The sequence below is a fragment of the Geofilum rubicundum JCM 15548 genome (genome assembly GCF_000974365.1).
Classification (GTDB): Bacteria; Bacteroidota; Bacteroidia; order Bacteroidales; family Marinilabiliaceae; genus Geofilum; species Geofilum rubicundum.
In genome coordinates this window covers 1-23,584 of record NZ_BAZW01000016.1, presented here as the reverse complement: position 1 = coordinate 23,584, position 23,584 = coordinate 1, and the positions used below count along the sequence as shown (strand labels likewise).

At 47.1% G+C, this 23,584-nt stretch carries 21 protein-coding genes, 1 tRNA gene and 2 pseudogenes; 8 read left to right on the top strand and 16 right to left on the bottom strand.

Annotated elements, in window-relative coordinates; genetic code table 11:
• Window positions 1–274: 274 nt before the first annotated feature.
• The 8 genes and pseudogenes from JCM15548_RS09290 to amrB form a co-directional block, all read right to left on the bottom strand.
• On the bottom strand, window positions 275–664 hold the full coding sequence (locus tag JCM15548_RS09290) for a DUF3859 domain-containing protein (RefSeq protein ID WP_062124654.1): 390 nt from the start codon (window positions 662–664) through the stop codon (window positions 275–277).
• A 1-nt stretch (window position 665) separates the two neighbouring features.
• Window positions 666–2,870 carry a tetratricopeptide repeat protein gene (locus JCM15548_RS09285; RefSeq protein WP_062124652.1) on the bottom strand — a complete coding sequence of 735 codons (2,205 nt, stop codon included), beginning with the start codon at window positions 2,868–2,870 and terminating at the stop codon, window positions 666–668.
• Between the two features lie 4 nt (window positions 2,871–2,874).
• Complete coding sequence (locus tag JCM15548_RS09280) at window positions 2,875–6,099, bottom strand: translocation/assembly module TamB domain-containing protein (protein ID WP_062124651.1); 3,225 nt, start codon at window positions 6,097–6,099, stop codon at window positions 2,875–2,877.
• A 110-nt stretch (window positions 6,100–6,209) separates the two neighbouring features.
• The gene (locus tag JCM15548_RS09275; protein WP_162198204.1) at window positions 6,210–6,728 is read right to left on the bottom strand and encodes a DUF748 domain-containing protein; all 519 of its coding nucleotides are present in this window, start codon (window positions 6,726–6,728) and stop codon (window positions 6,210–6,212) included.
• Between the two features lie 10 nt (window positions 6,729–6,738).
• On the bottom strand, window positions 6,739–7,932 hold the full coding sequence (locus tag JCM15548_RS09270; protein ID WP_227625645.1) for an autotransporter assembly complex protein TamA: 1,194 nt from the start codon (window positions 7,930–7,932) through the stop codon (window positions 6,739–6,741).
• 77 nt (window positions 7,933–8,009) lie between these two features.
• Entirely contained in the window at window positions 8,010–8,600 is a 591-nt protein-coding gene (locus JCM15548_RS09265; RefSeq protein WP_062124645.1) for a POTRA domain-containing protein, read from the bottom strand.
• A 42-nt stretch (window positions 8,601–8,642) separates the two neighbouring features.
• On the bottom strand, window positions 8,643–9,653 hold the full coding sequence (gene amrS / locus JCM15548_RS09260) for an AmmeMemoRadiSam system radical SAM enzyme (RefSeq protein WP_083985067.1): 1,011 nt from the start codon (window positions 9,651–9,653) through the stop codon (window positions 8,643–8,645).
• Between the two features lie 16 nt (window positions 9,654–9,669).
• A pseudogene (amrB, locus tag JCM15548_RS09255) lies at window positions 9,670–11,033 on the bottom strand (AmmeMemoRadiSam system protein B).
• 285 nt (window positions 11,034–11,318) lie between these two features.
• Between amrB and JCM15548_RS09250 the strand changes: the two are divergent.
• Window positions 11,319–11,394 (top strand) — tRNA-Lys (locus JCM15548_RS09250).
• A 96-nt stretch (window positions 11,395–11,490) separates the two neighbouring features.
• Window positions 11,491–11,625 carry a DJ-1/PfpI family protein gene (locus JCM15548_RS26265; protein WP_157482597.1) on the top strand — a complete coding sequence of 45 codons (135 nt, stop codon included), beginning with the start codon at window positions 11,491–11,493 and terminating at the stop codon, window positions 11,623–11,625.
• A gap of 40 nt (window positions 11,626–11,665) precedes the next feature.
• Here JCM15548_RS26265 and JCM15548_RS09245 read toward each other — a convergent pair.
• From JCM15548_RS09245 to JCM15548_RS25305, 4 genes and pseudogenes are all read right to left on the bottom strand, one after another.
• Window positions 11,666–12,477 (bottom strand): annotated as a pseudogene (locus tag JCM15548_RS09245) (family 1 encapsulin nanocompartment shell protein).
• Between the two features lie 17 nt (window positions 12,478–12,494).
• Window positions 12,495–12,785 (bottom strand): encapsulin-associated ferritin-like protein, encoded by a 291-nt coding sequence (locus tag JCM15548_RS09240; RefSeq protein ID WP_062124636.1) that lies wholly within the window; start codon window positions 12,783–12,785, stop codon window positions 12,495–12,497.
• A 257-nt stretch (window positions 12,786–13,042) separates the two neighbouring features.
• Window positions 13,043–13,570 carry an HAD family hydrolase gene (locus tag JCM15548_RS09235; protein ID WP_262486971.1) on the bottom strand — a complete coding sequence of 176 codons (528 nt, stop codon included), beginning with the start codon at window positions 13,568–13,570 and terminating at the stop codon, window positions 13,043–13,045.
• A complete protein-coding gene (locus JCM15548_RS25305) occupies window positions 13,542–13,703 on the bottom strand; it encodes an HAD hydrolase-like protein (RefSeq protein ID WP_262486970.1) in 162 nt (53 codons plus the stop codon). Before JCM15548_RS25305 ends, JCM15548_RS09235 begins: the two co-directional genes overlap by 29 nt.
• A gap of 198 nt (window positions 13,704–13,901) precedes the next feature.
• Between JCM15548_RS25305 and JCM15548_RS09230 the strand changes: the two genes are divergently transcribed.
• The 6 genes from JCM15548_RS09230 (at window position 13,902) to JCM15548_RS09210 (ending at window position 20,883) form a co-directional block, all read left to right on the top strand.
• Entirely contained in the window at window positions 13,902–14,138 is a 237-nt protein-coding gene (locus tag JCM15548_RS09230; protein ID WP_062124634.1) for a putative signal transducing protein, read from the top strand.
• 35 nt (window positions 14,139–14,173) lie between these two features.
• Complete coding sequence (locus JCM15548_RS23575; RefSeq protein ID WP_227625640.1) at window positions 14,174–14,692, top strand: metallophosphoesterase family protein; 519 nt, start codon at window positions 14,174–14,176, stop codon at window positions 14,690–14,692.
• Between the two features lie 73 nt (window positions 14,693–14,765).
• Complete coding sequence (locus tag JCM15548_RS23570) at window positions 14,766–15,392, top strand: metallophosphoesterase family protein (protein ID WP_227625639.1); 627 nt, start codon at window positions 14,766–14,768, stop codon at window positions 15,390–15,392.
• A complete protein-coding gene (locus JCM15548_RS09220; RefSeq protein WP_062124632.1) occupies window positions 15,389–18,469 on the top strand; it encodes an AAA family ATPase in 3,081 nt (1,026 codons plus the stop codon). The genes JCM15548_RS23570 and JCM15548_RS09220 overlap by 4 nt, the downstream gene beginning before the upstream one ends.
• A 75-nt stretch (window positions 18,470–18,544) precedes the next feature.
• Window positions 18,545–19,552, top strand: a complete 1,008-nt coding sequence (locus JCM15548_RS09215; RefSeq protein WP_062124630.1) for a virulence RhuM family protein — start codon at window positions 18,545–18,547, stop codon at window positions 19,550–19,552.
• 89 nt (window positions 19,553–19,641) lie between these two features.
• Window positions 19,642–20,883 carry an APC family permease gene (locus JCM15548_RS09210; protein WP_062124628.1) on the top strand — a complete coding sequence of 414 codons (1,242 nt, stop codon included), beginning with the start codon at window positions 19,642–19,644 and terminating at the stop codon, window positions 20,881–20,883.
• On the opposite strand, the gene JCM15548_RS25300 is transcribed toward JCM15548_RS09210, so the two are convergent.
• The 4 genes from JCM15548_RS25300 to JCM15548_RS09195 all read right to left on the bottom strand — a co-directional run bounded on the left by JCM15548_RS25300 (window position 20,870) and on the right by JCM15548_RS09195 (window position 23,562).
• Window positions 20,870–21,013 carry a HAMP domain-containing histidine kinase gene (locus JCM15548_RS25300; RefSeq protein ID WP_162198203.1) on the bottom strand — a complete coding sequence of 48 codons (144 nt, stop codon included), beginning with the start codon at window positions 21,011–21,013 and terminating at the stop codon, window positions 20,870–20,872. The genes JCM15548_RS09210 and JCM15548_RS25300 overlap by 14 nt on opposite strands.
• Window positions 20,983–22,797, bottom strand: a complete 1,815-nt coding sequence (locus JCM15548_RS25295) for a tetratricopeptide repeat-containing sensor histidine kinase (protein WP_062124626.1) — start codon at window positions 22,795–22,797, stop codon at window positions 20,983–20,985. The genes JCM15548_RS25300 and JCM15548_RS25295 overlap by 31 nt, the downstream gene beginning before the upstream one ends.
• 147 nt (window positions 22,798–22,944) lie before the next feature.
• Entirely contained in the window at window positions 22,945–23,157 is a 213-nt protein-coding gene (locus JCM15548_RS09200) for a hypothetical protein (protein ID WP_062124624.1), read from the bottom strand.
• Between the two features lie 42 nt (window positions 23,158–23,199).
• On the bottom strand, window positions 23,200–23,562 hold the full coding sequence (locus JCM15548_RS09195; RefSeq protein WP_062124622.1) for a hypothetical protein: 363 nt from the start codon (window positions 23,560–23,562) through the stop codon (window positions 23,200–23,202).
• Between the last annotated feature and the right edge of the window lie 22 nt (window positions 23,563–23,584).

Sequence of the window (23,584 nt, the reverse complement as noted above, 5' to 3'; positions counted from 1 at the left end):
CTAAAAAGAAAAAGAAAGTGAGATTTAATGTATTAAGAACAGAGGAGAAGGAGACCGAAGCCATTGCAAGTTGAAGAGAAAGATTTTTATCTATTCTGTGGTGGAGGTCATTATCGTGCTCGTTTTGATCGCGTTTGGTACTTTCCTGTTTAGTATCACCCTTTCATAAGCATACAGGAACTTAGGAATTAAGCTTCTACTATTAATAATAGTTAGGCATGTAATACGTATTGATGAAATGCGGTCATTACATGTCTTTTTTTTGTCTTTTCTTTTACGCCAGAAACAGCTCAAATTGTTTCCGGGCAATTTCCTTTCCGTCCAACCATGTAATGAGTTCCCAGGTCCCTGCTTTATCTTCATAGGGGGGCCACACGGTGTCTCCAAGAAAAAAGGACCAGTCGTTAGCGGGTACCGTCTCCTCACCTTCAAAGGGAGGTGCTGGTTCTCCCGCGTCATTTAAAAACGGTGGGTGGTGAATGACGAAGGTCAGGATGCTGCCTTTGGCCTTTTTTAGTTTGAGCACATAGCCAAATTCGATATCCTGTTCTACCGGAATTTGCGTGGTAATCTGCCTTAGCTTTGGGAGATTTTTGGAGGTCCGGTTCCATGGCTCGTAAATGCCATGGCTGTAGAGTTCTATTTCGGGACGTCTTTTAGGCATTTTACTGCAGATGGTATCTTAATTGGTCCAACATGATCGGAATGTCTGTTTCTTCAACTTCATGGTTCACCAGCATTTCTTTGTCGTTGTTGAACGACTCGAGAAAGGCATTAAAAGAGTGACCGGGAAAAGTGACGCATTTTTGGTACCATTCCAAAGCCAATTGTCGATGTCCCTGGCACCACATGATGTGTCCCATGTTGAAATAATCGTGCTGGGTTGGTTTTTCCGCTAAAATTTTCTGGCTGTATTTTTGCGCCTGATCAAATTTGCCCAGAGCCAGGGCACACCAGGCAATGGGTCGCCATACTTTTTGGTTGCCCGGATCCAGATATTCAACTTTGAAATAGTATTTCAGGGCCTGCTCAAAATTCTTTAATTCCAACAGGCAGTGCCCAATACTCACCTGTGTGTGGAGATTGTCCGGTGCTGATTTCTCGGCTTCCATATAGTATTCCAGGGCCTTCTCAGGGTTTTTCAGATAGCGATAGCACAGGGCTATTTTCTTGAGATTCCAAACCTGACCATGGTCAAATAGATCTGCCTGCAGATACAAATCCAAAGCCAGATCATAACGGTTCAATTGTTGCTGACAAAAGGCTTGCTTTTGCAGTATTTGCATGGAGGGTTGGGTCTTTTCAGACAGTTTGCCAAAGGCCTCGAGGGCCTCTTTGAAGCGATCTTTTTCAAAAAGATAGGCCCCCAACTTTCTCAGAAAGTCTTCATCGGGAAACAGGGTCTCAATAAAATGGCAATTGTGAAAATCCAAAGGTGTGGAAAAGGGGTCCTGGAAGCTGCTCCGTCTGGGATGAACCTTGAAAAACCGGTATAAATCCTGTATGTATTGATTGGAGATGGCCAGTGCTTTTTTATCCGCATCAATGAGTTCGTCGCTCTTTTCAACTTCCCGAATCGCTCCCAATTCAGCCATAAACATTTGGCCCATCATTTCCTTTTGTGCAGCCGGCATCTGCGGGATGCTCAAAATAAGCGAGTACTTATCCGAGTTGCAGAGGATGCCTGATTGGGCCATGCCTTTAATCAGATCCGGATTCCTGAAAGGCCCGGATTCATTCTTAAGGACATCGTCCACAATGGGATTGGGCCAGGGAAAGGGCATAAACCAGTTTTCCGTGTTGTTGAAAAACGGAAAATGCTTCAACATTCTGAAAGTAGATAAAAACAAGTCGGCTCCCTCCATCTGCAAACGAGAGAACTCCTCCAGCTTACCCATCAATTCAGGTGAATCGGAAAAAATATCCTCCCAGTCGGGGTTCTTGCCCTCCTTAAAACCATCTCCGATTATGTTGTCCAGGTCCAGCCGATCCCTTAAGTTGGGATGGATACGGGCCACCTCAGGCAATATTTCATCCGTTAATTTCCGGGCCAGTTTTTCTGTTTCACTGGTACGCATGATTTGAATAACCATGTTTCGCAAAGCATCTTTGTGCGCGGACTTTTCTTTCAGTCGGTTTAATTGATGGCCAATTTCAGGATAGAGCGCCAACCGTTGATCATATTTGTACAGATTGAGCAGCAGTCCCACCAGTGCTCTTTGCGATACTTCCTGATGTGGATGGGCCACCAGTTTGAACAAAAGCAGAAAGGCCTCCTCGTTAAAATGGTGCAAAAGATGCACCGTGGCAGCACTTACCAAGACGGATTGTTGTGGCCAGGGCAGACTTCCTTCGGTAAAGATATGGGTGATGACTGTGTTTTGTGTTTTGTATAAATGGCTTTGGGTTAAGAGACGTTCAAATATTTCACGAACCCCTTCATTAAAAACCTCAGAGGGACCGACTTCCTTATCCTGCATCAAGAGTGAGCGATCCATTTCCTGACGACATTTTTCCATGTTTTCTTCCAAGGCTGTATCAGAGCTTCCCTGATGCTTGCGCAGCACTTCAAAAAACAGGCCTTCTCCCAGTCGGCTATAAAGTGACAGGAAAATTTCGTCCGCTACGGATAAGATATCTGTAACCAAGTGGTTGTAAATCTTTTGTCTTTCGGGGTCGGCAAAACCTTCCACCGTATAGCGGAGCATGCTTTTGTAGGTGATTTCAATATTATAGAGGGTGTCGATTAAATCGCCCTTGTGCGTTTCCTTAACCAGTTCCTGCAAACCATCCAGAGCCTCTTTTAATCTTTTGTTGTTAAGCAGGCCATTGATTTTGGTTTGTTCCTGGCGTATTGAAGAATGGTTCATTGTTTTACTTTTCAAATTTCAAAATAACATCAACACCTGATTCTTTTACCTCCCCTTGTATCAACCGGATGGATAATCGGCGACTGATTTCGTATTCAAGGGTAATGGTCTCAGGTGTAATGGATTCATTTTCTGCTTGACCAAAGCTTCTTTGGTAAGTCACAAACAGGTCGTTGGTAATATATTTACCCACCATAAAGGTAGTGTTTTGCCAGTTATCTCCGGCATCAATTTCTATCATATCCAGGTTAAAGGTAGACCCAATGGTTTTGCTCAACTGGGAGGACAGCAATCCGGTCAGTATGCGGGAAGGCATGGCGTTGGAGACGCCTTCCTGGTTGCCATAGTTGAGGTCATCAAAGGGTTGGCCAAAGAGCAGATAGGCCATGGCATCCGCTTCAGGAAGGGGGACATCGTCCAATACAAAGCTGATTTGCGGGTCTTTGGCCGTACCTCCAACCGAAAGCGTCAACACCCTCTTGAGTCGCTCCTTGTCTCTAAAGGTATAATCGGCCTCAAGGTCCACCGAAGGATTTAGTGTTTCGCCTCCGGTGAAGGTCAGTTCTCCTTCCTGAATCACCAGTTTTTTTCCATACAGCGTATAAAAGCCACGATGAATCCCCAGAGAACCGAATAACTCAAACACCCTGCTGTTCTTGACCACATCTAGGTTTCCGTACAATTCCATTTGCATATCGGGCGAGTGGATCCATGTGTTGCGGGGTACATCCAGGCGAATGGTTCCGGTGAGTTGGTCCATCAAAACAGTAGGCTTCTGAGGCAATTCCTGGACATTCTGTGTAGTATCTAAAGCTTCGTCTTGTTTTTTTCTTTCTCCGTCTTTTAGGGATTGCACCAACAGCGGGTCGTTCAGCTTACCCCGATCCTCCGTCATTTTCAGCAGGGCCGGGAGGTTAAAACTGGAACGCAGCACTTTGACTTTTCCGCCAAAGGTGGGATCGTTGTCCTCATCTTTAAAAAAGGCATCCGCATCTATCTGTACTTCGTAGTCGCGGTGACGGGTCACAAAAAACTCTCTGGCTTTTACGGTCATGTTGGTGGAGGTTATTTTGCCCTTTAGCAGCGACGTATCCATGGCCAATGCCCCCTGAGCTAAAAACGTGCCCTTTAAATGGCGAATAAATAACGAATCCAGTTTAACGTCCGTGTCGTCCACCGATAGTTTTAATCGGATATCTTTATAGTTAACCCCATATTCGGGCAGTGGCAGTTCTCCTTTTTCGATGTCCAGAGATCCTTTGAAGTGCGGATTGCTGACGCCACCCTCTATATCCATATTGATGGTTAGCAGTGCTTTTGGCAGATCCAGATCCTCTTTTTCCAGGAAAAAGCCCCCCAGTCTTGTTTTTCTGGTTTCAATATGGCCCCTGAAGGTTTGCGGCCAGTGGATGAGCAGACTGTCCGCCAGTTGCATCCGGAGCGGCGTGATGCCGTTGATAGTAATAGAATCGCCTTCTATGTTATGGATGGCCACATCAAAGGAGGCGGTATCGCCGGGGTAGTTAAAGCTGGCAGAAATGGTGGACAGGGCGAAGGGTGCCATCTCCATTTCGCTGAGGGCGGCGTTGCCATCCATGACAAAGTTATCTTGATGACCATCCATGTTCAGCGACAAGGAGGCCCGGCCTTTTAGCGGCTGGTCGGTTAGACCAAAGTGAGACAATAATTCAAGATTAAAATTTTGGATATCCGCCTGCAGTCTTATAGTGTCGGGCATTTGAAGGAGCGCCTCCGTATTAAAAACAAACAGGGAATCGCGCTGGTCTGACAACCCGAAGTCTTTCATCGAAATCAGGGAATCACTGTAGGTGATATAAGCCGTATCGGTATTTAGTTTTAGGTTGGCATGGGGGGAATTGAAATCAAATCGGCTCAGTTGGGCGGCCAGGCCAGCGCTAAAGTCGCCGGATGCCGTCAAAAGAAGTTCCAGTTCCTCCGGCAGGTAGGCATCTATATCTACCCGCCAAAGTGCGTCCTTAAGGGTGCCATCCACAAGCAGAGAATCCACTGGCTGGTCGGCCGCCTCAATCATCCCGGCCTGTAAATGGACATCCACTTCCGGGCGGTTGTTTTGGATCAGTCCCCGCGCCGACAGCAGCATGGTATTGACTGCCAGAGTGGTGTCTAAGCGCAGACTGTCGGTCTCCATTGAGAAATCAATGGACAAAGAGTCTGTAGCGCCTTCTGCCTCAGCGTTAAAAGAGAGGTGCTCCCATTCGGCAGGCTGTGAAAAATAATGTTTAAAGGCCCCGGTGTTGAATACGTCACCCCGGAGATGCAAAGATAACTCACCGGATAGTTGGTAATCACCTTTCAGGCCCGTTTGAAGCGATTCGTTGGACAGGTTCAGTGTATCCAGTTGGAGGTGCTTGTCGGCATAGCTTCCGGCCAGCCAAAGTGTATCCATGGGAATGTATTCTGCAACGGATTCCCAAAAACTTCCTGAGAACCTGGCTTGCGGGTGATCGGTACCCAGACCGCGTCCATCCACCTGAATGGATAAATTGACCACACTGCTGTCTAAAACTTCGGGCAAAATTTGGTGGACGGCCAGATTCTTGGTGGTGACATGGGCCCGGAAGGGACCATTGGGGGTGTTCAGGTTCAACTCCGCAGAAGTGGTCAATTGGCCGAATTCTCCATTCAGCCCAATATTCGCCACTGTTTTTCCGGCCAAATAACTGGCGTCGATGTCCCCCTTTTGAATCAGGTAGTTTTCCCATTTCGAGTCATGAATGGATCCTTTGACGATCAACTTCGGGGAGGAAGCCTTTAAGCCATTTCCTGAAATGGCCAGACGGGCATTCAACAGCAGGGGCAGCGTGTCTGTTTCCAACCAATTGTTCGGGTTGAAGTTTTTGACATCCAGGATAAGATCCACCGGAACGGTATGCCGCAAGCTGTCGCTGAGTAACCCTTCAAAATTTTCAATGTTGCCCGAAAGGTTTATGGATTCCTGGTTATGAGCCAGTTGAATGTTTAGATCCAGCTGGCCATCCTTGGAGGCGACATTTAAAAGCAGCTCAGGATGTGCCGGTATTTTGATGTCGGGCAGCACAAAAACAAACTCTTCCGTATGAACGGCCGGCCATTCCAGATCGGCCTTAAAATCCTTTAAACCGGCATATTCACCTTCAATAGACAGCTCATTGAGTCGGGTGACCATTTTAAAATCCCGAACCGTCCATTCTTTAAAGTCGGATTGCAATTTGACCTGCAGCGATTTCAGGTTAAAGTCGGGTTGGTGACTGGTAAAGGAAAGATCGTCGAGCTGGGCAGAGAGCTCCTCGGTAGCATATCGGCCCTTGATATCTATATTTAAGGCTTCAACCTTTCAGGAATAAGGGAATCGCTTGAGTGGACAGCTATTTGTCCCTCCCGGAGAAGGAGTTGGTCCAGTATGACCACAAAACCAAAGGGTTTTGTGGTTTTCGGTTCCTTCGCCTCTTTTTTCGGCCATATCTGGCTGAAGTTCCAGATGCTGTCCTGGTCGCGGCTCAATCTGATATCGGGGTGGTCCAGCAAAACAGAACGGACTTTTATCTGCTGGCTGAGCAGGCGCAAAGGGGCGTATTTCAGACTTATTTCTTCGATGGTTATCAGGGTGTCTGAATTTTCCTCAAGGAGGGTGACGTCCAATAGCTGAAGGTGGGTGAAGAAATTGCCATTCAATTCGCCTACCGACAGGGTGCCGTGGATGTTTTTGTTGGCCAATTCGAGGGCCTTGTTTTTAACGGTCGACCTGAACCAGGGGGTCTGCGTAGCCACCAGCAAGCCCATCACTATAAAGAATAGCGCAAAGAGAATCCATAATAATATGTTGAGTGTTTTCTTCATAAGTGCTTTCTCAGAATGCATGACCAATATTAAAATGAATTTGCCACTGGTTGTCGGTGTCCCACACCGGCCGGGCCGCATCAATACCTACTGGTCCGATAGGTGTCGTAAACCTCAGCCCCCCGCCGGCTGAGAAACGTATTTCATCGATTGAAAGGTCCTCTGTCTTTTGCCAAACATTACCCACGTCCATAAAAACCACCATGCTTAAGGGGCCAAAAAGGCGGATCCTGGGCTCAATGCTGGCCTCCACAGTGCTAAATCCACCAGTTGGCGTATTTTTATCATCCTTTGGCCCCAGCTGTTGTCGGGCCCAGCCCCTGACAGAGCGACTGCCACCGGCAAAGAAGCGCTCTTCAACCGGTATGACATTATTGCTACCTGAACCGGGATGAATGATACCAAACTTTATGCGTGAAGCCAAAATAAGGTCATCTCCCATCTCTTGATAATTTTTAGCCTCTAGCTGAAATTTAATAAAGGGGTATCTGCCCGGTAAAATCATGCTGTTCGATTTGGCATTAAAGGCCACCGTGAAGCCATCGGATGGATTGAAACGCGGACTGGCATTATCGAATAGCACACCGGCTGTAACACCTCCCTTTGAGTAATTGTCCAATAAGATACCGCCATCACTGACTTTGGCAATTGAAGTGGTGTCGAGATCCACCTTTTCGTAATAAAGGCTGAAAGAGCTGTTGAGCGCATCGGTTAGACGTTGCAGCAAGGTCAGTGTGGCCGAATAGGAAAACAGCTCATATCCCGATTCTTTAAGTTTCTTCACCGTAGGGGCGAGGGCCAGAGAGGAATTGGGACTAAAAACCGCCGGCTGTGTCAGTTTGACTTCAAAACGATAGGGTTCCAAAGCAGAATGTTTGGCATAAAAATTTAGTCTTCTGGCGCCCCCGGGAAAGTTCAGTACCCGAAAATTGACGAAAGTCCGGAAGCGATCCTCCCGACCAAATCCAACACCCAATCGGGTAGTCGTGGCCGGCGCCTCCGTAATGTCAATTTTTACCGGGATGGTATCTTTTTTGTCGCGTGAAAGTTGCGCCTTCATAGAGGCAATGCGGAAAGTTCCCAATTGATAAATCTGCTGCTGGGAGCGATTCAGCTTATCCCGGCTATACACATCTCCTTGTTTAAAGGATAGTTGCTGGCGGATTAATTTCTCCGGTGTCCTTTCCTGGCCGGTGAGGGAAATGTTTCCGAAATAGCTGAGCGGTCCGGCATCGGTATTCCAGATAATGGTGGCCTGGTTGGCAGCGGTGTCTGTTTGGATCAGCGGTTCCGTTTCAGCGTAGGCGTAGCCTGGTCCACCATCAGGCGAACAATGTGATCGCGATCGTTCCAGACCAATTCATCACGGAATCTTTTTCCTGGTAAGGCTTCCAGTACTTTTTTACCTTCATAGGCCATTTTTATTAACTGGCCATTAAACACGGAATCCTGTCCCGAAAAAATAACTGAATCAATGGTGATGGGTTCGTTTTCTTTCACCACAAAAGTCAGTTCAACTTTAGAATTCCGCTTTTTGGTTTTAACAAGGGGCTCCTCTATTTGAACATTTAAGAATCCTTCTGATTGGTAAAAATGGGTGAGCTCTCTGATGTTCATGCGGGCAGCCTCTTCTGAATAATAGGAGGGGTCTTTTCCAAAGATCTTTTGACCCAGCCATTTGTTCGCAGAAAAGGAAATGGCCTCTTCCAGATCTTTGTCGGAAAATTCCTGGTTGCCTTTGAATTTAAGTTTTCGAATTTGTTGGGAATGGCCTTCTGTTGAGAAAATGGCAAGTCCGTTTTGCCCTGCCGTTGGACAGGGCAGAACCCAAAGTATGGACAAAAGTATTTTGAGAATAAGTATTTTCTTCAAGTGCTGTGCTGTTTTGAATCAAAGATAAGGAATATTGGGGGTTTAATTAAAAACCCCGGGGATGAATTGTTGGCAATCGGGACAAATATTGGTGGTCAATCTGCAGGTGATTAATCGGTTTCCCATGCGGTTGATCAGTGGTTCGCCGCAGTGGTGACACAGGGTTATTTCCCGGTGATGGATGGGAAGGTTACCAGTATAAACATAGTGGATGTTGGCATCCTTTGCCGTCTGAGCAGCCTCTTCGACTGCTTTTACGGCGGTTGGCGGAACGCCTAATAGTTGATGGGTGGGAAAGAAGCGGCTAAAATGGAGAGGCGTATGACTAAAGCCATTGTCTGCCAACCAGGCACACATTTTTTTGATGGCGTCTAAATCATCGGTCCACCCCGGTATGATGAGGTTCGTTATTTCGAGCCAGACTTTTTCTTTTAACAAAAGTTGCAGGGTCTTTAATACAGGTTGGAGTCTGGCAGAACAAAGTTTTTCGTAGGTGTCGGCGACAAAGCTCTTCAAATCGATATTGGCGGCATCCAGATAGGGGATTAGTTCTTTGAGGGGTTGGGGATTGATGTAGCCCGATGATACCATGATGTTTTTAAGTCCAGCTTTGCGCGCCAGGCGGGCTGTGTCGAGCATCAACTCGTAATATACGGTGGGCTCGGTGTAGGTGTAGGAAATAGATGAACAGCCGATTTTTTGAGCCATCTCAACTATTTGAGCAGGTGTCATGGTTTGCTCCGGCCTGAAGCCGGAGGGAGCCACTTGCGAAAGGTCTGCATTCTGACAGTTCAGACATCTTAGATTACATCCTCTGGTGGCTATGGAAAGGGTTTGACTCCCAGGTAAAAAATGGAAGAGGGGCTTTTTTTCCACGGGATCGATGTGCCATGCCGCTACCTGGTGGTAGGCATGCGTCACCAATTCGTTATTAAGATTTTGGCGCGTGCGACAGATGCCTGTCTCATTGGGTTGGAGAAGGCAGAAATGAGGGCATAGCAGGCAGCGGACGCCTGACGCTTCGGTTTTCCACCAAGTGGCAGGGTGTGTCATATCTTAAGCGGTTTTCTTAAGCGGTTTTATCACTGAAGACAATGGCTTCATAGATATATATATCGGCCTCCTTCCATCCATCTGCGCCGATTTTAGCTTTATCGCGTGCGCAATGTTCCAGCATTTCCAGAGTGCTCCAATTCATACGGGCGGCTACCTGAGGCAGGAAGGTGCCTGATGCTGGTCTTTTTTGATCAATATGCCATGCTTTCCGGGGATGATCTCTCCGATGTCTTTAATTTTCCGGGTCGGCGTCAGGACCGAAATTTCAATTTGTATGTCGTGATACTCCTCACGTTCCAGCGGCTTAAAGCGCGTGTCCTCGATGGCAGCAGATTTGGCCACTCGGTCGACCACCTGCCAAAGGGGCTCATCCTCGCCTATATGACCTATGCAACCAGCCAGGTGGTTGTCCCGGTAAATAGAGACAAAAGCGCCGGTGCGCGTTTTAAGGGCCAGCGGCAAGGCAGATGTTTTGGTGGTGATGACTTTTTTGGTGAAGATGGAGCCAATGCTCTCTCTGGCTCGCTTTATCAAGAGGAATTTTTCAGCCTCTGATAGATTGAAACATTTGGTCTTTGGTGAAGAAATAACCATGGCATCATAACCTACCACCCGCTCTTTATCCCCCAACGGTGAATCCCCGGAATTCTCGTAAAGAATTTGATGAAACTGTAAGTCGCTGTCGTGTTCCGTTATATTTAGAAGGGTTAAGGTGGCCGACCAGCCACAGAGGGAGGTCGCTAGGTTGGGAATGTCTTTGTGTTCGTTGCCATGGAGGGTCTCCATAAGTTTGGCCGGACTGTTTTTCAGGATGGCTTGTATGGTGGCATTATCCACCGTTTTGGCTGCTTGATAGTCCGGATAGTGCGAAAAATCAGTACTGATGATAAAAAGGTTTTCATCGGTGAACCAGGCTTGCAATATTTCAGCAATGTCCTTGGTGGTTTCAGCGTTGTGGGTGCCGATGAGGATGGGGACTATTTTAAACGGCCTTTGCAGGTGGTATTGCAACAGTGGCAGGTGGACTTCCAAAGCGTGTTCCTTGTTGTGCGGTTGTTGACTAAAAGCGAAGTAGGGCGAAGCCAGCGTCAGTCTCTCTGCTGTTTCGACATCTACCGAAACCAGACCCAGAGGGGTTTCAAAGGCCCTTCCCCTATACACGGATGCCCCATCGAAGTTGGCCCGATGACTGGAGCCAATGATGAAAATGGTGGCATAGTCGGCATTGGGGTTAAGCTGATTAACACCTGATGCGGCCACTTTACCCGAATAAGGATAGCCTGCATGTGGTAACAGGAGGGCTCTGGCTTTTCGGGAGCTTGAGATCAGTGGGTTTTTGGCCCCATCAAAAAGTGCTTTTATTTGTTGACGGAGCATCTCCGGATCCGATTCGTAGAACATTCCGGCAACGGCTGGTTGTCTAATGGTATCCATTTTGCTGTATTTTTGGGTGGTTTCTCTTAAAGGTACAAAAAAAATGCCGTCATGGCTAAAAAAAAATGGCTGAGCCAATTTTCTAAAAACTATAAACTTAGGAAAGGTGAGGGGAGAGATGAAGGAAAAAATATCATTTTTTTTGTTTTGTTTTGTTGCAGGTTCCAAAATAAGCCCCTATTTTTGCAGCGCATTTGAGAGGAACACACACCAATCAAAACACATGTTGACTCAGTAGCTCAGTTGGTAGAGCACATCCCTTTTAAGGATGGGGTCCTGGGTTCGAACCCCAGCTGAGTCACCACTCAAGAGAGATCATCATAGCGATGGTCTCTTTTTTATTTTATTGTTGATGATAGCAGTTAGAGTGTCTTGACCTCCTTTTTCTCAATCAAAAAAGATTTGCAAAAATGCCGGAGCTCATTGGATAGATGAAGCTGTTGTGGAAGATGGTAATCTCATTACTTCCAGAAATTCCGGAGATCTGGAAGCTTTTAATCAAAAAAATATTGCAAAAAAAACAGGCAGCCTTTAATAAGGACTGCCTGTTTTTTTCTTAAAAGTTGCTGAATCTTTTAGGAGGAGGTGCTGCGGGTGAAAACCACAATGGCTTCCGGACTTAATACCCTAAAGGTATAGGAACCCGTGATGAACATTTTCACTTTTGATGAGGTATGACTGTCGTAACCCACTGAATAGTCCTGACCAACCACCAGTTCATAATCACCTCCCTTTGGGAGAGCAGAAAAGAGTTTTTATTGTAATGGTTTATCAAAACTTTTCCTCCGTCAAGGAGTGTTTTTAGTTGTTTCTGAATGGGGTATCCTTCAGATAGTTTTATTAACTCAAGCCATTCATTTTCGCTGATCACTAAAGTATAGGGGCCTTGGACGGCTTTTCGGTCGAGCTGAAAAATCTGGTTCCCAATTTCTTTTAAGAAGGCATTGGCATCGGTCGGCATAGCCACGGAACCAGCTTCGGCTGCTTCCTCCAGACCCACTATTTTGGCAGATTTAAATCCCTCATAAATGGCATTCTCTTCAAAAGCTGCGACCTCCCGTGCCGCTGTTTCCAAGGGGGCCAGGTCAATATCTTTTGCCCCTCTTTCAACGTTATCCAGTTCCCACAGGTCGAGCTCAAAGGGTTTTCGTATTTCTATCAGAGGTAAAAATTCTCTCACTCCGTAATTTATTCCCTCCGGGGGCTGGTTGTCCGGAATGTCAAGCCTGCCGGTTGAAATTCCACCCATTTCCAATCCGTTAGGACCGTTGATGTCAACAAATTTGCGGGCTGTCAGGTAGTTTCCAAAAAGTTCTTTCGTTCTATCCGTTATTTCCTTCCATGCTTGCTCCGTTATCGGAGCAAGTGGTTTTCTTAGAATACTCATGTTTTTATTTTTTTGATTTATTCATCTTCTATTTTTACTATATCCTTTTCTGTAAAAAAATACTGCCTCATCTTTTCATCCCAACCATCCATGTTTCTGCGCAGCCACTCCAGCGTCATACAGGCATGTTCCATTTCTTCCACCTGATTATGATGAAGTATCTTTTTCAACTGCTGATCAGAGGTAACACTTAAGCGTTGTTGATACCAGTCAATGGCTTCAATCTCTTCTTTTAAACTGACCAATGCACGTACATAATCGCGTGTTTGTGATGATAGTTCCTCCGGTGGCTCGTGATAATTTTCCATATTGTTCGTTTTAGTTTATCAGGATTATATACCCTAATTGGCAAAGGCTGTGCTTGATCAAAGCCTGAAGTTTTAAAACAAAATGGAGTCCTTGATTAATAGGTGTTTGTAGCCTTCCAGGGGGCTCTTTTAATAAGAAAAGCCAGCGGTCATTGTGGAAAATGGAAGAATTTTGGGGAAGTTTTTACACACGAAGTTTTAGGGATCATTATGGGATTTTCCCTTCTTATTTTTGCAATATAGGTGATTCTAGAATTTTACTTTGTCTGCAACAAAACCTTTCGAAGTTCCGCGGTATTATCCACCAGAAAGTCCGGCTTATAGCTTTCGAGTTCGCTGCGGGGCCGCAAGCCCCAGCTTATGCCACAGGCGATGGTTTGGCTATTGATGGCCGTTTGCATGTCCACTCCTGAGTCGCCAACGAACACCGTGTTCTCTGCCGGAATTCCGCTCTTGTCGAGTATCTCCTGAACAATGGAAGGATCGGGTTTGGTCGCTTTACCTTTTTGGTGCCCTATGACTGCCACAAAGGGCAAATCGGGAAAATAATGAGCCACCAGCTGTTCAGTGGCTGCGTGGTATTTGTTGGAGGCGACGGCCAGTTTTAGGCCTTTTTGGTGCAGCTCTGACAGCAACTCTGGCACACCCGCATAGGGTCGGGTAGCATCTGTCATGTGATCCTTGTACCGGGCCGTGAAGCAGGCCCGCATACGGGCAATGTTCTCGGCAGAGGCTTCCCCTTCGGGCAAGGCCCGCTCAAAGAGTCTGGCAATGCCATTTCCCACAAACCAATTGTAGCTGCTTACAGGTGGTGGGGTGACCCATTTGCTGCAAAGCGAAATTGGTGCTTGCCGCCATGTCCTCCACCGAGTCCAGCAAGGTGCCGTCCAAATCAAAAATCACCAGTTTTATTTTCATGGCTGCAAAAATACAAAAAGCTTTTTACAAATAGGCCCGTGGTTGATTGCGTACAATAGGATCTATTCTAATTGCCTGACCGATTATTTAGATTTTATTTAAATTTGGACTTTTGCCCAAACAGAGTTTCAATAAAGTTGTATCTTGGAGTAGCATAGTTTGGGATAGATTAATTAATTGGACATAAAACAGAGCCTTATGGATGAAGATAAAGGTGTTGTAAGAGTTTATACCGGCCGGGAGGTGCAGGTGGGTATTTTGAAAGGCGTTTTGGAAGAGGCCGGCATTACTTCCATGGTAAGGGATGAGTTTCAGGCCAGTATATCTGCCGGTTTTGTGAATGGCGTGCCTTCTGCGCTGGACCTTTATATACAGGAAGGAGATTTGGCGGCAGCCGAACCCATCATTAATGATTTCTTAAAGAATAATGCGTAAAAGCCCGGCTTTTACGAAAAAGACCCCATCGTTGAATGAGATTACTTCATACCTCTGACTGGCACCTGGGAAAGCGGCTGGATGATTTTTCGCGCCTGGAAGAGCAGCAGGCCGTATTACAGGAAATAGTTGAGATAGCCGAGCAGGAGCAGGTCGATGCCGTTTTGGTGGCAGGTGACCTTTTCGACACCTTTAATCCACCCACCGAGGCCGTCGAGATTTTTTACCGCAGCTTGAAACGGCTCTCTGATAATGGTCGGCGACCGGTGATTGTTATTGCCGGCAACCACGATTCCCCCGATCGCATAGAAGCCCCGGATCCCCTGGCACGTGAGTGCGGGATTGTTTTTGCAGGATACCCCAACTCCAGTGTAGTGCCTTTTGAGCTGGAATCCGGATTGAAAGTCGTGCAAAGCAGTGAAGGCTTTCTGGAGCTCAAGCTTCCGGGTGCCGAAGTCGCCTTGCGGCTCCTTCTCACCCCTTATGCCAATGAGTACCGACTAAAAGCCTGCCTCGGCGCAGAAAACAGCGAAGAAGCTGCGGGATGTCCTTGAGCAAAAATGGAAGGCCCTGGCCGATCAGTTCTGCGACAGTGCGGGCGTCAACATCCTGGCCAGCCACCAGTTCATGGTCCCCCGTGGCGCTGAGCTCCCCGAAGAACCGGCCGATGAAAAGCCCATCTTGCATGTGGGCGGGGCGCAAGCTATTTACACCGATAACATTCCCCCTCAAATTCAATACACCGCTTTGGGCCATCTGCACCGCATGCACCGGGTAGGCGACCATCCCGGTCCTGTTTACTACAGCGGCAGTCCCCTCTCTTACAGCTTCGGCGAGGCCAACCAAAAAAAATATGTACTGTTGGTTGATGTCCAGCCCGGAAATGCCGCTGAGGTGCGGGAAATGGAACTGACCAAGGGCAAGCGACTGTTGCGAAAGCGGGCTCAGGGCATGGAAGAAGCTTTGGCATGGCTGTCGGACAACCCCAATGCATTGGTGGAGCTGACGCTGGTGACCGACACCTTCCTGACCGCCCTGGAGCGCCGGCAGTTGAATGCTGCCCATGCCGGAATCGTGGCCATTATTCCTGAAGTAACCCATGCCGACCGCTTGTCCACCCACTCAAAGCAGATCGACCTGACGCAGAGCATGGAAGATCTTTTTCGGGATTATTTCCAGCACGAGAAGGGCCAGGCGCCCAACGACGACATCATGCAATTATTCACCGAGATATTGGCCCAGGAGGAAGAATGATACCCATACAACTCACCATACAAGGCTTATATTCCTATCAGGAAAAGCAGACCATTGATTTTACCCAGCTGACCTCGGCTAAGCTATTTGGCATTTTCGGGTCTGTGGGCAGCGGCAAGTCCTCCATTCTGGAGGCCATTACCTTTGCCATTTATGGGCGGACCGACCGGCTAAACCTTTCAGGCGACAACCGGAATTACAACATGATGAATTTGAAAAGCCATGAGCTGCTCATTGATTTCATTTTTGAAACCGGCAAGGAACAGACCGCCTATCGGGTGACAGTAAAGGGGCGGCGGAACAGCAAAAAGTTTGAAGACGTCAAGGCCCTCGACCGTGCAGCCTACCAAAAGGTCAACGGGGAATGGCTGCCCATTGCGGCCGATTCCATGGATGAGGTGATCGGACTCAGCTACGATAACTTTAAGCGGACCATCATCATTCCCCAGGGACAGTTTCAGGAGTTTTTACAGCTGGGGAATAAGGACCGGACCCAAATGATGAAGGAGCTTTTCAACCTCGGGAAGTATGATTTTTATTACAAAGTAGCGGCCCTTGAATCGGAAAACAATGGCCAGCGGCAAAACACTGAGGGACAATTGCAGCAGTTGGGCGCCGTTGATCCCGAGCTTCTAAAGGGTTATGGGACGCGACTGGAAGAACTCAAAAAGGAGCTGGAGGAGCAAAATAAAAAGTTGGAGGCACAGCAAAAGGAAGAAGAGCAATACCGTCAGCTACAAGCACTGACTCTCAAGCTGGCTGAGGCCGGAAAGGCCTTTCAGGCGCTTCAGGCTCAGGTACCGGCCGTTCGCGAGATGGAAAAAAAGATGCTTCGCTTTGAGCAGTGCGTCCACCAGTTTAAGCATTTGTTGGAGGCTGTGAAGTCCGCCCGCAGCAAACTGACAGAGCGGGAGCAGCAAATTGACAAGGACGCCCTACAACTCAAAAAGGAGGAGGCAGCCATTGCTCAGCTGGACAAGGCTTTGGCGGAGCTAAAGCCGGCCTATGATAAGCGGGAAGAACTGAAACAAAGGGCCGCTGAAATGGACCTGCTGCTCCGCATCAAAGCCCTTGAAAAGGAGGTCGCCACCGAAGCAGAGCGACTCAAAAAAGGCGCGGAAGTCTGCGCACAGACCACCCAAAAACTTGAAGATTTAAAAAAGGACCAGTCCAAACAGGAAACCCTCCTTAAAACTTTGCGGCAAAAGCAGCCGGACTGGTCGCTGCTCTCGAATGTGAAAACCTGGCATTCGGAGAAAAAGCAGTTGGACGAGCAGCTTAAGGAGATGGATAAGGATGGGGAGAAATGCCAGCAGGATGTGATGGCTGGCCAGAAAGCCTTGCTTGAAGTATTAAAAGATCCCCTTTTGAACCAGTTGCCGTCGGAGTCAGACCATGCTGCCTGCCTCCAATGCTTGCAGGAAAGAACGGGCACCCTAAAAGACAAAATCAAGCAATTGGACGAGCAGGGCAACCACCTGCGGGTAAAGGCGCAGTTGAAAGACTATGCCGACCAACTGGAGAATGGTGCTCCTTGTCCCCTCTGCGGCTCCGAGCACCATCCCGAACTGTTCAATGCAGCAGATTTTAAGGAGGCCCAGGCGCAATTGACCAAAGAGCGTGGGTTAATGGAGGCCGAACAGGAAAAGATAAGCGCACTGCGCGAGCAACTCAATACCCTGCACCAACAACGCGAATTCACCATGCAGCGTCAGAAGGAGCTGGAAGCGCGAAAGTCCGCTCAGCTAAAAAGGATAGAGACACATGCGGGGTTATTTGTGTGGGACAAATACCGCGATGCCAACGAACTGACCAAGGCTTTTCAGGAAGCAGAATTGTTGAAGGCCGATATAGAAAAGCAGCAAGCAGCGCAGGAACTTATGAACCAGCAAGTGGGCCAGGCCGAAAAAAACAAAGAGCGCTACCAGGGCGAAGTGGAGAAAATACGCAATGCCCTCACCGTGCATCAAACAGAACTAAAAACCATTGCTGGTCAGTTAAAATTGGTGGATGCAGCGCTTTATAAGGAAACTGGTGTGGCGGTTATTGAAGTCGAGCAAGCCCGTTTGCTGGCCGAGTACCAGCGCATTGAGAAAGCCTACACCGAGCAGTCGGCACAGCTTCAGGAACGAAACAAGGCGAAAGACACCCTGATGGGTACCCTGACTGTCAACCGTCGAGAGCTGGAGCAGGAAAAGAAAGCCCTCGAAAAGCTCCAAAATCAGATCGATGAGCAGCTCGAGAAGTCCGCCTTCTTCTCCATTGATGAGGTGCTGCAGGTTCTCGCAGAGCCACTCGATGTAGAAGCGGAAAAGAAAAAACTGGCACGCTTTAATGAGCAGTTGTTGCAGCAGCAGTCGCTTTACAACCAGTTACAAAAGGAGATGGGCAGTCAGGTCTATGATGCCGCCAAGCACCAGCAACTGACGCGCGATATGGTGAGCCTGAAAGCGCAATTGCCCCAAAAGAACCAGGAGGTCGGGAAGATATCTGAAATGCTCAAAAAGCTACAGAAAGATTTGGCGCGGCAGGCAGAATTAAAGAAAGTTTTGGATGCATTGAACCTGCGGGCCGAGAATATCAAGACCATGAAAGGCCTCTTCAAGGGCAGTGGCTTTGTCAATTATATCTCGTCCGTCTATCTTCAGAATTTGTGCAACGCTGCCAACGACCGCTTCTTTCAGCTGACGCGACAAAAGCTCAGTCTGGAAATTACCCCCGACAACAGTTTTCAGGTGCGCGACTATATGAATGGGGGCAAAGTACGCAGCGTCAAAACCCTTTCGGGGGGACAAACCTTTCAGGCCGCCTTGTCGCTGGCCCTGGCCCTGGCCGATAACATTCAGAAGATTACCCAGTCCAATCAGAACTTCTTCTTTTTGGATGAGGGTTTTGGCTCGCTCGACAAGGACTCCCTGTCCGTTGTCTTTGATACCTTAAAGTCGCTGCGACAAGAAAACCGGATAGTGGGTGTGATTTCCCATGTGGAAGAGATGCAGCAAGAAATTGATGTGCATTTGAGGATTGAGAATGATGAGGAGAAAGGGAGTATCGTTGTGGCGAGCTGGCGCCGGTAGATTGAAATTGAGGCAATGGTGGCTGTTATGCACAAAAGAAGAATAAATTATATCTTTGGTTCATAAAAAACAATAATGACTAAAGAATCAGACATAATATTCTATCAGGGAGAAGACGGAAACATTAAAATAGAAGTCCTTTTTAGGGATGAAACATTTTGGATGCCCCAAAAGAAAATCGCTGAATTATTTGGTGTGCAAAGACCTGCCATAACCAAACACTTAAAGAATATTTTTGATAGTGGCGAATTAGTCGAAAATGCAGTTAGTTCCATTATGGAACATACTGCCGAAGACGGAAAAAATTACAAGACGACCTTTTATAGTTTAGATGCGATAATCGCAGTTGGCTACAGAGTAAACTCCAATAGAGCCACGCAATTTAGAATTTGGGCAACAAAGACACTCAAAGAATTCATTATAAAAGGATTTGTAATTGATGATGAAAGGCTCAAGCAAGGAAAACACTTTGGGAAAGATTATTTTGATGAACTGCTTGAGCGGATCCGAGAAATTCGAGCCAGCGAAAGACGATTTTATCAAAAAGTGACTGATATATATGCACTTTCGATTGATTATAGTAAGTCAGATCATCTCACTAAAGCGTTTTTTGCCACGGTCCAAAACAAATTGCATTGGGCAATATCTGGCAAAACAGCCGCAGAAATAATATATACAGCCGCTGATGCAACTAAACTCTATATGGGTTTAACTAATTGGAAGCATGCACCTGATGGGAAAATTCTTAAATCGGATGTCATTGTAGCTAAAAACTATCTGAATCAACAACATATCAAAGAATTGAATCGAATTGTAGCGGCCTACCTTGACTTAGCAGAAAACCGTGCAGAAAGACAAATCCCTACTTCAATGGAAGATTGGACCACTTTCCTTAACCAATTCCTTGAATTATCAAATTACCCTATATTACGGGATAAAGGCCAAATAAGTGCCTTGGAAGCAAAGATTAAAGCGGAACAAGAGTTTGATAAATACAGAATTGTTCAAGATAAAAATTACATTTCAGACTTTGATAAAGAGGTAAAGCGGATTAAAGGAGATGGCAATTACAAGGAGGAATAATGGTCCACGAACGCTGATTAAAAAAAGTAATATTTTGGCCTTGAATTTTCATCTTCGGATTTAAGCAAATACATAAAAAGTTCAGTTTTATGAGGGAACATGGATTGGTTCGGGCATTGACGTTGAAGGATGCGGTGGGTGTGGGATTGGGTGCTATTATTGGAGCGGGGATTTTTGTGGTAACGGGTGTGGCGGCAGGGGTGTCGGGACCGGCTTTTTTGGTGGGGTTGTTGATAGCCGGGGTTATTGCGACTTTTAACGGACTCAGTTCGGCGCAGTTGGCGGCGGTTTATCCACAGTCGGGCGGCACCTATGAATACGGCTACCAGTTGTTGACGCCCGGATTTGGCTTTGCTGCGGGATGGATGTTTTTGTTGAGTAAATTGTCGGCTGCCGGAGTAGTGGCCATCGGTTTTGGCAGTTATTTTTCTCAGTTGTTACCTATAGCTTCGCCCCTTGCTTTTTCGGTGGGGGCCGTGGTTTTGCTCACCATCGCCAATTTGTTCGGCATTCAAAAAGTGGGGCGCATCAATCTGGCCATTGTGGCCGTTACCCTCTTGTCCCTGCTATACCTTGTGTTTTCAGGAATTCCGGCCATGGATGCGGGCCATTTTGAGCCCTTTGCGCCTTTCGGACTGGCAGGCGTGGCTGAGTCGGCCGCGCTGCTTTTCTTTGCCTTCACCGGATACGCGCGGATAGCCACGCTGGCGGAGGAGGTGCGGGACCCGGCGACCACCATTCCGCGGGCAGTCATCATAACTATTGTCACCGCCATCCTGCTCTATGCGGCGGTCTCCGTAGTGGCCATCGGTGTAGTTGGCACTGAAGCCATGGCTGCCGGCACCTCACCCTTGCAGACGGTGGCTGCCTCACTCACGGCGCCGGGCGTTCAGTTGGTCGTCACCATTGGCGCCTCCACCGCTATGTTGGGCGTGTTGCTCAGTCAGGTTATTGGCATCAGTCGCATGATGCTGGCCATGGGTCGGCGAAAAGATTTGCCGGCCTTTTTGCAGACCGTGCATTCAAAGACGCGTGTGCCCAATGTGGGCATAATCATAACCGGCCTAATAATTTTGTTGCTGACCGTTTTCGGCTCTTTTGAATTTATTGTTCGCTCCGCCACCTTCACCATATTGCTTTATTACAGTATAGCCAACTTGTCGGCTCTCCGGCAACCGTCGCGTCAGCAGATTTATGGCAAGGCAGTGCCGGTGCTGGGATTAGCAGGTTGTCTGCTAATGTCCGTAGCACTGCCGCTGAATGTCATACTTACAGGAGTGGTGTTGTTAGTAGTTGGTTTTGGGGTACGTGTAATGGTCAAAAAGCTTTAGCCATCACCTCTTTTTCCATTATTTGAACGGGGATGGTCACTCTAAAGAGCGACCCTTTGCCGGGCTCGCTGGTCACCGCAATCCGGCCTTTGCTGATGGTCACAAAGTCGTGCACCAGTGACAGTCCCAAGCCCTGACCCTTTTCATTGTTGGTACCCCATCCGGCTGGTTGCCCGTGAAGCTGAAGAGGCAATCGATTTGCTCGGGCGACATGCCAACGCCATTGTCCACTACTTCGAGCACCACCTGATTCTTTGACAGTGCGAATTTAACAATGACAAAGCCATTGGGGTGGGTAAATTTGAGGGCGTTGTTGATGAGGTTGCGGATAATGGTGCCCCAGCTATTGCTGTCCGATTGCACCTTGAGCCGCTCAAAAGGCGACTCCAAAGCCAGATTGATCTGCTTGGCCTTGGCCGTTTGGTCGTACATTTTTAATATACTGCGGGTCAGCTTTATCAAGTCGAAAGTCTCGTTGCGCGGCTCATAGATGTTTTGTTGGTTAATGCTCCAATGCAGGAGATTGTTCAACAAAAACTCAATCTGCCGGATGGTATCACTTATGGAATCGTTGAGTTCACCCGCCTCTTCCACCTGATTGTTCTTCAACATTTCGGTAAGCAGCTGCGACAAGCCGGAAAGCGTTCCCATGGGCCCCCGTAAATCATGGGAGATAATGGAGAACAAGCGATCCTTGGATGCACTGGCTTTCTCCAGCGCCTTTTTGCTTTCGCTGAGGGCCGCCTGATTTTCAAGAAGCGCCTTGTTCAAGGTTTTTTTACGACGTGCATCGCGGTAAACAATTATCAACAAAAGACCAACCATGAAAAGACTGATACCTGCAAGGATCGCAATGCGGGTCATCAACGTTTTAGCCTCAGCCATCTGCGTCACTTCCAACTCCTTCTGCTCAATCTCAAAATCTGCCCGCATATTGGCCATCTGGGTCACCGTTTCAATGTTGATGAGGCTGTCGCGCAGATGAAGGTATTTGTTTTGATAGTCGAAAGCCTGTTGGTAGTTGCCCATGGCTTCGTGGACTTTCATTAGTTGTTCAAAAGCGTGTTGCTTTCTCTCCGGGTTGTTTTCTTTTACGGCTGTTTTGTGGGCTTTTATAGCGAACGAAAGGGCCTTAGTAAAATTATTTGCCAAAATTTCATTCTTAGAAGCAATAATATAGTTAGGGATTAGAGCCTGAAGGTCTTGTATTGCCTCTAGGATTTCGATGGCTTGGTTAAGATTAAATCTCGCTGAATCTATTTGATTTTCTTGCATTTGGATATTTCCAATGTTTCCTTTCAGATAAGCAATAGCTTGGGTATTGTTAATTGTTAAATAATAGTTTTGCGCAGTCTGATAGATACGTTTGGCAGAATCAAGATTGTTCTGAATAAGATACAAGTTGCCAAGTTCCATGCGTGAACTGGCGATGTATTGTTGGTTTGCAATGATAGAAAACTTATCAATAGCATTGGAAAGAAAGTTTTTCGTATTTGAATAATTCTTAACCTGAAAGTATGCCTTGCTAAGCATATATGATGCGAAGCCCTCTTCTAACGTTAGTTGATTGGATTTTGCAATTTCTAAACTTTTTAAAAGAAGGCTAAGCCCTTCTTTGGTTTTACCAGTATAGAGAATATGGCATTGTCCTTTTTCGTAATAGCCGTAGAATAGGTGATAATTAGACTGGCATTTTCCGGATTCTTGAATTAGAAGGTTGGTGAGGCTGAGGAAGTTGTCTTCGTAGTTGAGGTTGTGAATGCTGGTTAAGAGAAGCTCGCATTTTTCGAGAGAAGAAAGTTTAGGGTCGCTGTTGAGGATATGTAAGCAACTATCGGCCACAGATCGTGAGCGGGCAATAATGGCGCTGCTTAAAAGAAACAGTCCGATCGTTAGAAAAAGGAGCCGCCGCATAGCTGAAGATTAAGAATGAACATTTACTTCACATTGATGTGGATGGCTGGGTTAAAGGAAGCCACCCTGATGGTGGGTGGTGCTTCCTTTTTGGTTTTCTAATGTTGTGAAGTGAAGTGTGTTTTTTTACATTTCACTTATGATTGTTTATGGAATTCTTATATATGGAGGCTTGGGATCCGAACGAAGGTCCTCTGTCTCAATTGAAATATCCTCATAATCCTGAGTTGTGGCAGCATCTTCCAATTCTATGGCTTCGATCATTTCCAACTCGGTTTTTTCGCAGGCAAAAAATACGCCTAACGAGAGGGCGCAGAATAATAGTAAGGGGCCTAATTTGGGTAGTGTTAGTTTTTTCATTTTCTAAAAATGTTAGTGATTATTTTGTGTGTTCTGTCTTGTTTAAGGAATTCTTAGTGTTGGTGGATTCGGCCCCTTCAACCCCTGAATTTCCACTCCCGCACCTATAACCCTTTCACACTTGACCACTTCCACAGTGTAGGACACTTCGCCCTCGCTTTCGTCCGCAGCGCGTACTTCCCACTGGTTGAAGTCCACCTTGCGAGGTTTTCCGTTGAGAATGTTGAGATCGCCCTGGAGTTTGATGCCTGTGATTTCGGAGATGCCTGAGCATTGGTCCAGTTTCCAGACGATTTTGCCGTTGTGCTTGGCGTGGGTGGTGATGGTATCACCGTGGTGTCCTTCTGAGTCGCGGTACTCAAGCGTACCGTTGTTAAGTTTAATGTAGATGATTGTTCCGTGCATTTTGAATTGAATTATGATTTAG